This is a genomic window from Burkholderia sp. 10_S31 (genome assembly GCF_056930375.1).
The window spans coordinates 3,561,792-3,573,789 of sequence record NZ_JBXOWK010000003.1 but is presented as its reverse complement, the minus strand read 5'-3'; the positions used below and the strand labels follow the sequence as shown (position 1 = coordinate 3,573,789).

General features: G+C 63.2%; 11 protein-coding genes. 1 reads left to right on the top strand and 10 read right to left on the bottom strand.

Annotated elements, in window-relative coordinates:
- Positions 1-269 precede the first annotated feature (269 nt).
- Positions 270-1,364, bottom strand: a complete 1,095-nt coding sequence (gene hemE / locus AC1Z3W_RS36800; RefSeq protein WP_282434887.1) for a uroporphyrinogen decarboxylase — start codon at positions 1,362-1,364, stop codon at positions 270-272.
- A gap of 149 nt (positions 1,365-1,513) precedes the next feature.
- Here hemE and AC1Z3W_RS36795 point away from each other — a divergent pair, with 149 nt between their 5' ends.
- Positions 1,514-2,323, top strand: a complete 810-nt coding sequence (locus AC1Z3W_RS36795) for a transporter substrate-binding domain-containing protein (RefSeq protein WP_057927952.1) — start codon at positions 1,514-1,516, stop codon at positions 2,321-2,323.
- A gap of 731 nt (positions 2,324-3,054) precedes the next feature.
- Here AC1Z3W_RS36795 and AC1Z3W_RS36790 read toward each other — a convergent pair.
- From AC1Z3W_RS36790 to atpB, 9 genes are all read right to left on the bottom strand, one after another.
- Positions 3,055-4,782: an AMP-binding protein gene (locus AC1Z3W_RS36790; protein WP_057927953.1), complete on the bottom strand. Its 1,728-nt coding sequence runs from the start codon at positions 4,780-4,782 to the stop codon at positions 3,055-3,057.
- A gap of 259 nt (positions 4,783-5,041) precedes the next feature.
- Positions 5,042-5,467 (bottom strand): F0F1 ATP synthase subunit epsilon, encoded by a 426-nt coding sequence (locus AC1Z3W_RS36785; protein WP_006477288.1) that lies wholly within the window; start codon positions 5,465-5,467, stop codon positions 5,042-5,044.
- Positions 5,468-5,618: 151 nt separating this feature from the next.
- Complete coding sequence (gene atpD / locus AC1Z3W_RS36780; protein WP_011350527.1) at positions 5,619-7,013, bottom strand: F0F1 ATP synthase subunit beta; 1,395 nt, start codon at positions 7,011-7,013, stop codon at positions 5,619-5,621.
- 66 nt (positions 7,014-7,079) lie between these two features.
- Positions 7,080-7,955: a F0F1 ATP synthase subunit gamma gene (gene atpG, locus AC1Z3W_RS36775; protein WP_039351431.1), complete on the bottom strand. Its 876-nt coding sequence runs from the start codon at positions 7,953-7,955 to the stop codon at positions 7,080-7,082.
- Positions 7,956-8,024: 69 nt separating this feature from the next.
- The gene (gene atpA / locus AC1Z3W_RS36770) at positions 8,025-9,566 is read right to left on the bottom strand and encodes a F0F1 ATP synthase subunit alpha (RefSeq protein WP_006756467.1); all 1,542 of its coding nucleotides are present in this window, start codon (positions 9,564-9,566) and stop codon (positions 8,025-8,027) included.
- Between the two features lie 44 nt (positions 9,567-9,610).
- Positions 9,611-10,150 carry a F0F1 ATP synthase subunit delta gene (locus AC1Z3W_RS36765; RefSeq protein ID WP_057927955.1) on the bottom strand — a complete coding sequence of 180 codons (540 nt, stop codon included), beginning with the start codon at positions 10,148-10,150 and terminating at the stop codon, positions 9,611-9,613.
- 2 nt (positions 10,151-10,152) lie between these two features.
- Positions 10,153-10,623 (bottom strand): F0F1 ATP synthase subunit B, encoded by a 471-nt coding sequence (locus AC1Z3W_RS36760; RefSeq protein ID WP_021160443.1) that lies wholly within the window; start codon positions 10,621-10,623, stop codon positions 10,153-10,155.
- Between the two features lie 129 nt (positions 10,624-10,752).
- The gene (atpE, locus tag AC1Z3W_RS36755; protein ID WP_021160442.1) at positions 10,753-11,025 is read right to left on the bottom strand and encodes a F0F1 ATP synthase subunit C; all 273 of its coding nucleotides are present in this window, start codon (positions 11,023-11,025) and stop codon (positions 10,753-10,755) included.
- Between the two features lie 75 nt (positions 11,026-11,100).
- Positions 11,101-11,952, bottom strand: a complete 852-nt coding sequence (atpB, locus tag AC1Z3W_RS36750) for a F0F1 ATP synthase subunit A (protein WP_057927956.1) — start codon at positions 11,950-11,952, stop codon at positions 11,101-11,103.
- Between the last annotated feature and the right edge of the window lie 46 nt (positions 11,953-11,998).

Sequence of the window (11,998 nt, the reverse complement as noted above, 5' to 3'; positions counted from 1 at the left end):
GCAAAGCGCGCGGGGCCGTGCTTTCCGCTGATTTTGCCCGCTGCTCACCGCGCCCCGCGGAGCCTTATTCCATAAGGCTGCTATTCAAATTCCCAGACCATAGCGAGACAATTCGACCGATACAGGGCTCTACCGCGCTGCAACGTGGAAAATGTGCATAAGTCAAGTCTTGACAAGCCATGAATCGGCAACCGGTGCGGGATTGCGCCCTGTTTAGCGCCGACAGCGAAACGCTGTCATCCCGCAGTGCAGCATGACAGCGCTTGCGCTCAGCCTGCCGCTCCGCTACGGATCTTGCGGCTGTGGCTATGTACTTCGTCGACGAGTTCGGCGACGTGGTCGGGCGACGTGAACTGCGAGATGCCGTGGCCGAGGTTGAATACGTGGCCCGGATGATTGCCGTAGCTGTCGAGTACCGCGCGCGCCTGCTCGCGCACCGCGGCCGGCGGCGCAAACAGGATCGTCGGGTCGAGGTTGCCCTGCAGCGCGACGCGCCCCGCGACGCGCTCGCGCGCGGCGCCAAGGTTGACCGTCCAGTCGAGCCCGACCGCGTCGACGCCCGTCGCCGCGATTTCCTCGAGCCACAGCCCGCCGCCCTTCGTGAAGGTGATCACCGGCACGCGCTCGCCGTCGTGCTCGCGCTTGAGTTGCGCGACGACGCGGCGGATGTAGTCCAGCGAGAAACGCTGGTACGCGCCGTCCGCCAGCGCGCCGCCCCACGTGTCGAAGATCATCACGGCCTGCGCGCCGGCTTCGATCTGCGCGTTCAGGTACGCGGCCACGGCCTGCGCGTTCACGTCGAGGATCCGGTGCATCAGGTCGGGGCGCGAATACGCCATCGACTTCACCGTGCGGAAATCGTCGGACCCGCCGCCTTCGACCATGTAGCACGCGAGCGTCCACGGGCTGCCCGAGAAACCGATCAGCGGCACGCGCTGGCGGCCCTGACCATCGGTCAGCGCGCGGCGGATCTCGCGCACGGCGCCCGTCACGTAGCCGAGCGTCGCTTCGATGTCCGGCACCGCAAGCTTCGCGACATCGGCCTCGGTGCGCACCGGATGCGCGAACTTCGGCCCTTCGCCGACCTGGAAGTCAAGGCCGAGGCCCATCGCGTCGGGAATCGTCAGGATGTCCGAGAACAGGATCGCGGCGTCGAGCGGGAAGCGCTCGAGCGGCTGCAGCGTCACTTCGGTCGCGTAGTCGGGATTCTTCGCGAGGCCGAGGAAACTGCCGGCGCGCGCGCGCGTCGCGTTGTATTCGGGCAAATAGCGGCCGGCCTGGCGCATCAGCCAGATCGGCGTGTAGTCGGTCGGCTCGCGCAGAAGCGCACGCAGGAAGGTGTCGTTGAGCAGGTTATGGGCCACGGTAGGAGCGACGATGCGAAGGCAAAGCGGCATTTTACCGGAGCGCGGGCGCACGGCTGCGTATGCCGATGCGATGGCGGCCATATGACGCGCGCGATGGCTCCGTTATGATCGGACGCTGATATCAACCCGAACGAAGGAGGAGACCGATGAAGGCATTCGCCACGCTGGCCGCGCTCGCCGCCACCGCCACCATGCTTTGCTGCGCTGCCGCGCACGCGCAGATCGCCGCGCCCTCGACTGCCGCGGCCGCCGCCGGCTCGCGGCTCGACGACGTGCTCGCCCGCGGCACGCTGCGCGTGTGCACGACGGGCGACTACAAGCCGTACTCGTACCACCGGACGGACGGACGCTTCGAGGGCATCGACATCGACATGGCCGAATCGCTCGCGAAATCGCTCGGCGTGAAGGCCGACTTCGTGAAGACGAGCTGGTCGAACCTCACGAACGACTTCGTTGCGAAGTGCGACATCGCGGTGGGCGGCGTATCGACGACGCTCGAGCGCCAGAAGCGCGTGTTCTTCACGCAGCCGTACGTGGTCGACGGCAAGGCGCCGATCGTGCGCTGCGCGGACGCCGCAAAATACCAGACCATCGCGCAGATCGACCGCCCCGAGACCCGTGTGATCGTGAACCCGGGCGGCACCAACGAGCGCTTTGCGAAACAGTTCTTCACACATGCGAACCTGAGCGTCTATCCGGACAACGTGACGATCTTCAAGCAGATCCTTGCGGGCAAGGCGGACGTGATGGTGACGGATGCGTCCGAGACGCTGCTGCAGCAAAAGCTGAATCCGGGCCTGTGCTCGGTGCATCCGGACAAACCGTTCCAGTTCGGCGAAAAGGCGTACATGGTGCCGCGCGGCGACGTCGTGTTCCAGCAGTACGTCGACCAGTGGCTGCACCTCGCGCTGTCGACCGGCGAATACCAGGCGATCTCCGACAAATGGCTGAAGTAAGCGAACTCGCGCACGGCAACGGCGGCCAATAACGGGCACGGACCCCGTTGCCGGCGAACGCGATGCGAACGGCGGTGGCCGACAACCGGCCGGCGCGCCGCAGTTACATATCGGCTCGGCGCGCGGCGGGGGCAAAATCGTGGAGATTGGCCGAATGGCCGACTATTGCGCCCGCCGATCACGTTTCAAAATCTTTCCGACGAATGAATCGCCATGTGCGGTATCTGCCGCGCGATGCACATTCCGGCGTGTAAATCGGCAATTCATCGGTGCCGATACGCATGAAAAACGCATTACGCGCATACGATGAAAACTCTGCGGAAAAGATAAGTAAATATGACCTTTTTCAGGACCCCGAAAACAGCAAAAAATCCCGGAAAGCCTTATCTGGCGGGCGTTACAACCTGAAACACTTTGTTACCGCGACGGGTCATTAATTCGCCCACAATGGCCTCAACGGTTTCAACACGGATGCGGTCTCGTGTGCCAAGTGTGAGCGGACGCGAAGCGCTGCGAGCCAGTCGGTCACGTACCGAAGCCCTTCCGAGGGGCATCCCTGTTGGAGTCGTTTCCGGCTCCCCGCCGGACTCGGTTTCATCTTTGGTCTCCTCGCGCTAACCCCGTAGCGTGTGGTTTTTAGCGGGCTAATAAGCCCGCTTTTTTTCGTCCATCGAAAACGCAACGGCCCGAAGGCCGCCGCGCTTTTCCCGCCGCCGTGCCGTCCGCTCGTTTCAAGCGGTCTTCTGCACGTCGAGCTTCAGTTCGTCGATCATTCGCTCGCGCATCACGAACTTCTGCACCTTGCCCGTTACCGTCATCGGCAGCTCGTCGACGAAGCGGATGTAGCGCGGAATCTTGTAGTGCGCGATCTGGCCGCTGCAGAACGCGCGCACGTCGTCCTCGGTCATCTGCTCGTCCGCGCGCAGCACGATCCACGCACACAGCTCCTCGCCGTATTTCGCATCGGGCACGCCGAACACCTGCGCGCTCTGAATCTTCGGATGCCTGAACAGGAATTCCTCGATCTCGCGCGGATACACGTTCTCGCCGCCGCGGATCACCATGTCCTTGAGCCGGCCGACAATATTGCAGTAGCCATCCGCGTCGAGCGTCGCGAGGTCGCCCGTATGCATCCAGCCGTCGACCAGCACCTCGCGCGTTTTCGCATCGTCGTCCCAATAGCCGAGCATCACCGAATAGCCCTTCGTGCACAGCTCGCCCGTCGCGCCGACCGGCACGATATCGCCGCTCGGATCGACGATCTTCACTTCCAGGTGCGGCTGGATGCGCCCGACCGTCGTCGTGCGCTTCTCGAGCGGATCGTCGGTCGAACTCTGGAACGACACGGGGCTCGTCTCCGTCATCCCGTACGCGATCGTGATTTCCGACAGATGCATCTGCGACACCACGCGCTTCATCGTCTCGATCGGGCACGGCGAGCCGGCCATGATCCCGGTGCGCAGCGTCGACAGGTCGAATGTCGCGAACGCCGGATGATCGAGCTCGGCGATGAACATCGTCGGCACGCCGTGCAGCGCGGTGCAGCGTTCGTCGGCCACCGCCGCGAGCGTCGCGACCGGGTCGAACGCCTCGCCGGGGAACACCATCGCCGCCCCCTTGGACACGCATGCGAGCACGGCCAGCACCATCCCGAAGCAGTGATACAGCGGCACCGGGATGCACAGCGAGTCCTGCTCGCTGAAGCGCATCGCCATTGCGATCGAGCGCGCATTGTTGACGACGTTGCGGTGCGTGAGCGTCGCGCCCTTCGGGCTGCCGGTCGTGCCGCTGGTGAACTGGATATTGATCGGATCGGTAGCCGCAAGCGTCGCGCCGATCGCGTCGAGCCGCGCGACATCGAGCGTGTCCCGGCCGCGCGCCATCACGTCCGCGAAGCGGAACATGCCGGCCGGCGCGACCTCGCCCATCGATACGACCGTGCGCAGGCTCGGCACGCGCGCCGCATGCAGGTCGCCCGGCGTCGCGCTCGCGAGCTCCGGCGCGATGGTCTGTAGCATCTCGACGTACGCCGACGTCTTGAAGCGCTCGGCCGCTATCACGGCCTTGCAGCCGACCTTGTTCAGCGCGTATTCGAGTTCCGCGAGCCGGTAGGCCGGGTTGATGTTGACGAGGACCGCGCCGATGCGCGCGGTCGCGAACTGCGTGAGCAGCCATTCGCTGCGGTTCGGCGACCAGATGCCGACGCAATCGCCCTTCGCGATCCCGAGCGCGGCCAGGCCCGCCGCAAGCACGTCGACCTCGTGCGCGAACTCGCGCCAGCTCCAGCGCACCGGCTGTTCGCGGAACACGACGGCCGGACGATCGGGAAAGCGGCCGGCCGTGTCGAGCAGGAACCGGCTGATCGTCGCTTCGGATAGCGGCACGTCGGTCGCGCCGCGCACGTACGACAGTCCGTTTTCGGGCGCGATCAGCGCCCCCATGCCAAGGTCTGCTGCCATCGATGTCTCCGTCCGTTTTTGTCTGATCGGCCCGGCACGCGGCTCACGCGCGCCTGCTCCGCCGCGATCGCGACGGGCGGCCTCTGCACGGATGATGCCGCGCTCCGCTGACGACACTCTGACATCAAATCACGGCGGCCGGATGAAATAGCACGACCGGACGATATGACCTGGCCCCCGCAAAAAAACAGACGAAAACGACGAACCAAAAAAAAGCAGCCCGAAGGCTGCTTTCTTTCACGGGATACGCGCGCGCGGCTCAGTGCCGGCTGCGGATCTTCGCGAGACGCTGGATCGCCTCGAGCTGCGCCATCGCGGTCGCGAGCTCGGATTGCGCCTTTGCGAGGTCGAGGTCCGACTTCGCGTTCTGCAGCGTTTCCTCGGCACGCTTGCGCGCTTCCTCGGCTTTCGCCGCGTCGAGGTCCTTGCCGCGGATCGCGGTATCGGCGAGCACCGTCACGGCGCCCGGCTGCACTTCGAGAATGCCGCCTGCGACGAACACGAATTCGTCGTTGCCGCCCTCGACTTCGATGCGCACCGCACCCGGACGAATCCGCGTGATCAACGGCGTGTGACCCGGCAGAATACCCAGCTCACCCGTTTCGCCCGGCAGCGCGACGAATTTCGCCTCGCCCGAGAAGATCTGCTCTTCCGCGCTGACGACGTCTACTTTGATGGTTGCCATATCGACTCCTGTCGATCGGAGCGGGCGCTTGCGCGCCTGCACCGATCCCATGCACGGCGGGTTGAGCGTGTTGCGGTCGGCGTGGATGCCGGAATTATCAGTCGGACCGTTAATCCCGGCCGGACCACGCCTGCACTACTCACTCGAACCCTTACGAGATCTTCTTGGCCTTTTCGAAGGCTTCGTCGATCGTGCCGACCATGTAGAACGCCTGTTCCGGCAGGTGGTCGCACTCGCCGTCGACGATCATCTTGAAGCCACGGATCGTTTCCTTCAGCGGCACGTACTTGCCCGGCGAGCCCGTGAACACTTCAGCGACGTGGAACGGCTGCGACAGGAAACGCTGGATCTTACGCGCACGCGCGACCGACAGCTTGTCTTCCGGCGACAGTTCGTCCATGCCCAGAATCGCGATGATGTCGCGCAGTTCCTTGTAGCGCTGCAGCGTCTGCTGAACGCGACGGGTGATCGAGTAGTGCTCTTCACCGATCACGTTCGGGTCGATCTGGCGCGACGTCGAGTCGAGCGGGTCGACTGCCGGGTAGATACCCAGCGAAGCGATGTCACGCGACAGAACGACGGTTGCGTCCAGGTGGCCGAAGGTCGTAGCCGGCGACGGGTCGGTCAAGTCGTCCGCAGGGACGTACACGGCCTGGACCGACGTAATCGAGCCCTTCTTGGTCGACGTGATGCGCTCTTGCAGCTTGCCCATTTCTTCAGCCAGCGTCGGCTGATAGCCCACTGCCGACGGCATACGGCCGAGCAGTGCCGACACTTCGGTACCGGCCAGCGTGAAACGGTAGATGTTGTCGACGAAGAACAGCACGTCGAGGCCTTCGTCACGGAAGTGCTCGGCCATCGTCAGGCCGGTCAGCGCGACGCGCAGACGGTTGCCCGGCGGCTCGTTCATCTGGCCGTACACCAGCGCGACCTTGTCGAGAACGTTCGAGTCCTTCATTTCGTGATAGAAGTCGTTCCCTTCACGGGTACGCTCGCCCACGCCCGCGAACACGGAGTAACCGCCGTGTTCCTTCGCGATGTTGTTGATGAGCTCCATCATGTTGACGGTCTTGCCCACGCCAGCACCGCCGAACAGGCCAACCTTGCCGCCCTTCGCGAACGGGCAGATCAGGTCGATAACCTTGATACCCGTTTCGAGCAGTTCGGTCGACGGCGACAGTTCGTCGAACGCCGGAGCCTTCTGGTGGATCGAACGCGTCGTTTCGCTTTCGATCGGGCCAGCTTCGTCGATCGGACGGCCGAGCACGTCCATGATTCGGCCGAGGGTCGGCTTGCCGACCGGCACCGAGATCGGCTTTGCCGTGTTCTTCACGGTCAGGCCGCGGCGCAGGCCATCGGATGCACCCAGACAGATGGTACGGACCACGCCGTCGCCCAGCTGCTGCTGGACTTCGAGCGTCAGTTCCGAGCCATCGAGAATGAGCGCGTCGTAGATCTTCGGCATGCTGTCGCGCGGGAATTCCACGTCGATAACGGCGCCGATGCACTGTACGATCTTGCCTTCTACCAAAGCAGCAGTACTCATCGCTTTTCCTTTAAATACCTGATTCTTTACTCGCGCAAAGGCGCAGTTGTCGTCCCGGGCGCGCGCTTAAACAGCGGCTGCGCCGCCGACGATCTCCGACAGTTCTTTCGTGATCGCGGCCTGACGGCTCTTGTTGTACACGAGCTGCAGTTCGCTGATCACCGTCTTCGCGTTGTCGGACGCGGCCTTCATCGCGACCATGCGCGCCGATTGCTCGGACGCCATGTTTTCCGCGACGGCCTGGTACACCAGCGCCTCGACGTAACGCACGAGCAGTTCGTCGACGACTGCCTGCGCGTCCGGTTCGTAGATGTAGTCCCACGACGTGGCCGGCGTACCGTCATCGGCTTCGAAGTGCTCCGACGACAGCGGCAGCAGCTGCTCGATCACGGCTTCCTGCTTCATCGTGTTGACGAAGCGCGTGTAAGCGATATAAACCGCCGACAGCTTGCCTTCCGAGTACAGATCGAGCTGCGTCTTCACCGCGCCGATCAGCTTGTCCAGATGCGGGGTGTCGCCGAGGTGCACGACCTGCGACATCACCTTCGCGCCGAAGCGGTTCAGGAACCCGAGGCCCTTGCTACCGATCGCGGTAGCTTCGACCTTCTGGCCCTTCTCTTCCAGCTCCTTGAACTTCTGCACCGTCGCACGCAGCACGTTGGTGTTCAGACCACCGCAAAGACCCTTGTCCGTCGTAACGAGGATGATGCCGGCCGTCTGCGCGCCTTCGTTCGCCACCATGAACGGGTGGCGGTACTCCGGGTTCGCGCGGCTCATGTGCGCGGCGATGGCACGGACCTTGTCCGCATACGGACGAGCGGCGCGCATGCGTTCCTGCGCGCGACGCATCTTCGATGCGGCCACCATCTCCATCGCCTTCGTGATCTTGCGCGTGTTCTGCACGCTCTTGATCTTGCCGCGAATTTCCTTCATTCCAGCCATAGCTTGCTCCTTGACCGAAGCGGCGCGGGCGCATCAGCACCCGCGCGGCCTCAGTGTGTCACTCGCGGATCAATAGGCACCGGACTTCTTGAAGGATTCGATCGCCGCGCGCAGTGCGCCTTCGTCGTCCTTCGAGAGATCCTTGGTGTCTTCGATGCGCTTGATGAGGTCAGCGTGGCTGGTCTTCAGGTTGTCGCGCAGGCCCTTCTCGAACGACAGCACTTGCTTGACGTCGAGATCGTCGAGGTAGCCGTTGTTCGCGGCGTACAGCGACACGGCCAGTTCCCACACCTGCAGCGGCTGGTACTGCGGCTGCTTCAGCAGTTCCGTCACGCGGCGGCCGCGCTCGAGCTGCTTGCGGGTCGCTTCGTCGAGGTCCGATGCGAACTGCGCGAATGCCGCCAGTTCACGATACTGCGCGAGGTCGGTACGGATACCGCCCGACAGCTTCTTCACGACCTTCGTCTGAGCGGCGCCACCGACTCGCGACACCGACACGCCGGCGTTGATTGCCGGGCGGATGCCTGCGTTGAACAGGTCGGTTTCCAGGAAGATCTGGCCGTCGGTAATCGAGATCACGTTCGTCGGAACGAACGCGGTCACGTCGCCAGCCTGCGTTTCGATGACCGGCAGTGCCGTCAGCGAGCCGCTCTTGCCCTTCACTTCGCCGTTCGTGAACTTCTCGACGTACTCTTCCGACACGCGAGCAGCACGCTCGAGCAGACGCGAGTGCAGATAGAACACGTCGCCCGGGTAGGCTTCACGGCCCGGCGGGCGGCGCAGCAGCAGCGAGATCTGACGGTATGCCCAAGCCTGCTTGGTCAAGTCGTCATAGATGATCAGCGCATCTTGGCCGCGGTCGCGGAAGTATTCGCCCATCGTGCAGCCGGCGTACGGTGCGAGGTACTGCATCGCTGCCGAATCCGAAGCCGAAGCGGCGACGACGATCGTGTATTCCATCGCGCCCGTTTCTTCGAGCTTGCGAACCACGTTCATGATCGACGAAGCCTTCTGGCCGATCGCGACGTAGATACAGATCAGGTCCTTGCCCTTCTGGTTGATGATCGCGTCGAGCGCCACTGCGGTCTTGCCGCACTGACGGTCGCCGATGATCAGCTCACGCTGGCCACGGCCGATCGGCACCATCGCGTCGATCGACTTGATGCCCGTCTGCACCGGCTGCGACACCGACTTACGCCAGATCACGCCCGGAGCGATCTTTTCGATCGCGTCGGTCAGCTTCGCGTTGACCGGGCCCTTGCCGTCGATCGGGTTGCCGAGTGCATCGACCACGCGGCCGACGAGTTCCGGACCCACCGGCACTTCGAGAATGCGGCCCGTCGTCTTGACGATGTCGCCTTCCGAGATGTGTTCGTATTCGCCGAGAATCACCGCGCCGACCGAGTCGCGCTCGAGGTTCAGCGCGAGGCCGAACGTGTTGCCCGGAAACTCGAGCATTTCGCCCTGCATCACGTCCGACAGGCCGTGGATACGCACGATACCGTCGGTCACGGAGATCACGGTGCCCTGGTTGCGAACGTCTGCGCTCGCTTCAAGGCCCTGGATCCGGCTCTTGATCAGCTCGCTGATCTCAGAGGGATTGAGTTGCATTATTCGCTCCTGATAGTCAATTCTGTTGCGTGCCGGCGTGGCGCTCAGGCGGTCAAGGCAGCCTGCATCGATGCGAGGCGCGCGCGAACCGAGGTGTCGAGCACTTCGTCGCCGACCGTCACGCGCACGCCGCCGATCAGCGACGAATCGACTTCGACCGTCGGCTTCAGCTTGCGCTTGAACTTGCGTTCGAGGCCAGAGACGAGGCTTTCGAGATCCGCGCCGTTCAGCGGGAACGCGCTCACGATCTCGGCGTCGGCTGCACCTTCGCGTTCGTTCTTGAGCGCCTCGAACTGCTCGGCAATTTCCGGCAGCAGCGCGATGCGATGATTGTCGACCAGCATCTGCACGAAGTTCTTCGCTTCGGCGCCGGCCGCGACCGGCGACTTCAACGCAGCAAGCAGCAGCTCGGCCACTTGCGTGCGCGTCACCTTCGGACTCGACGCGACCGACAGCACTTCCGGCAGACGCGCAACCTGGGCCAGCTCTTGCACGAGCGTGGACCAGGCGGCGATGTCACCTCCCTCGGCCACGCGGAACAGCGCTTCTGCGTAAGGGCGGGCGATGGTTGCAAGTTCGGCCATGATCAGAGCTCGGCTTTCAGTTGATTCAGCAGTTGGGCGTGGGCCGTTTGATCGACTTCGCGCTTCAGGATCTGCTCGGCGCCCTTCACGGCCAGCGTGGCGACTTCGCCACGCAGCGCTTCGCGCGCCTTCACGATTTGCTGTTCTGCTTCCGCTTTCGCCTGGGCGACGATGCGGGCGGCTTCAGCCTGGGCGTTGGCCTTGATTTCCTCGGCGACCGCCTGGGCACGCTTTTCAGCGTCGGCGATGCGCTGCTGGCCGTCGTTGCGGGCCTGCGCGAGTTCCTGGTCCACGCGCTTGTGCGCTGCGTCGAGTTCCGCCTTGCCCTTCTCCGCGGCGGCGAGGCCGTCGGCGATCTTCTTCGAACGTTCGTCGAGGGCGTTGATCAACGGCGGCCACACGAACTTCATCGTGAACCACGCGAGGACCAGGAACACGACCATTTGCGCAAACAGAGTTGCGTTGAGATTCACGGTGTTTCCTTATCTGCTATTCCGGAAAAATGAAACGGTAAGGCGCTCATCGAGTTGCATTCGATCAGCGCCCCAAGTCTCCGTTCCGCCCTGCGCCGGCTTACGCCGGACGCATATTTCCGAGGAACCTTAGCCTGCGACGAGCTTCGACAGGAGCGGGTTCGCGAACGCGAACAGCATTGCGACACCAACACCGATCAGGAATGCCGCGTCGATCAGACCAGCCAGCAGGAACATCTTCGTTTGCAGCGGGTTGATGAGTTCCGGCTGACGTGCGCAGGCTTCGATGTACTTACCACCCATCAGCGCGATACCGATACAGGCGCCGATTGCACCCAGGCCGATGATGATGCCGATACCGATGGCGGTCAGACCCTGGATGTTGGCGATGTAAGCTTGCATGATCACTCCTTTGTGAAAAGACTTGGAACTGAGATTTAAAAAACTAAAACGGAAACTCTTTCTTGCACGCCGCGCTTAGTGCTTGTCGTGCGCCTGGCCGAGATACACCAGCGTCAGCATCATGAAAATGAATGCCTGCAACAGAACAATCAGGATGTGGAAGATTGCCCAGACGCTGCCCGCGATCACGTGGCCAACGAAGCCGAGGAACGTTGCGTCGCCACCGAAGCTCCACATACTGCCGAGCAGGGCGATCAACAGGAACAACAGCTCACCCGCGTACATGTTGCCGAACAGCCGCATACCGAGGGAGACGGTCTTCGCGAGATATTCGACGATGTTGAGCGCGAGGTTCGGGATCCACAGCAGCGGGTGGGCGCCAAACGGGGCCGACAGCAGCTCATGCACAAAGCCGCCCGCGCCCTTGATCTTGATGCTGTAGTAGATCATCAGGACGAACACGCCGAGCGCGATGCCGAGCGTGCCGTTCAGGTCGGCCGTCGGGACGATGCGATGGTGGGAAATCACGTCCGACAGACCGAGCAGGCCGATCACGCGGCCCGGCAGGTCGACCGGGAGGAAGTCGAGGGCGTTCATCAGCGCGACCCACACGAACACCGTGAGGGCGAGCGGCGCGATGAAGGTGCGGTTGCCGTGAACGATGGCCTTCGACTGGTCTTCGACCATTTCGACCAGCATCTCGATTGCGCACTGGAAGCGGCCCGGCACGCCCGAGGTCGCCTTGCGGGCGGCCAGACGCAGCAGGACGATCGTCACGATGCCGCACACGATCGACCAGAACAGCGTGTCGATGTTCCAGACGTGAATGTCGAAAATCGACGTCTGATGCGAGGTGGAGAAATTCTGCAAGTGGTGCGCAATGTACTCGGACGGATCCGGACCGCGCGTGCCTTCGCTAGCTGCCATATCGTTAATGCCACCCAAATTGTCGAAAATCGTTTTGCCCCGTTCC

Excerpts from the sequence above, each read along its gene's own strand:
- AC1Z3W_RS36795 (WP_057927952.1), top strand. The coding sequence starts at position 1,514 with ATGAAGGCATTCGCCACGCTGGCCGCGCTCGCCGCCACCGCCACCATG.
- AC1Z3W_RS36790 (WP_057927953.1), bottom strand. The coding sequence starts at position 4,782 with ATGGCAGCAGACCTTGGCATGGGGGCGCTGATCGCGCCCGAAAACGGA.
- AC1Z3W_RS36785 (WP_006477288.1), bottom strand. The coding sequence starts at position 5,467 with ATGGCAACCATCAAAGTAGACGTCGTCAGCGCGGAAGAGCAGATCTTC.
- atpD (WP_011350527.1), bottom strand. The coding sequence starts at position 7,013 with ATGAGTACTGCTGCTTTGGTAGAAGGCAAGATCGTACAGTGCATCGGC.
- atpG (WP_039351431.1), bottom strand. The coding sequence starts at position 7,955 with ATGGCTGGAATGAAGGAAATTCGCGGCAAGATCAAGAGCGTGCAGAAC.
- atpA (WP_006756467.1), bottom strand. The coding sequence starts at position 9,566 with ATGCAACTCAATCCCTCTGAGATCAGCGAGCTGATCAAGAGCCGGATC.
- AC1Z3W_RS36765 (WP_057927955.1), bottom strand. The coding sequence starts at position 10,150 with ATGGCCGAACTTGCAACCATCGCCCGCCCTTACGCAGAAGCGCTGTTC.
- atpE (WP_021160442.1), bottom strand. The coding sequence starts at position 11,025 with ATGCAAGCTTACATCGCCAACATCCAGGGTCTGACCGCCATCGGTATC.
- atpB (WP_057927956.1), bottom strand. The coding sequence starts at position 11,952 with ATGGCAGCTAGCGAAGGCACGCGCGGTCCGGATCCGTCCGAGTACATT.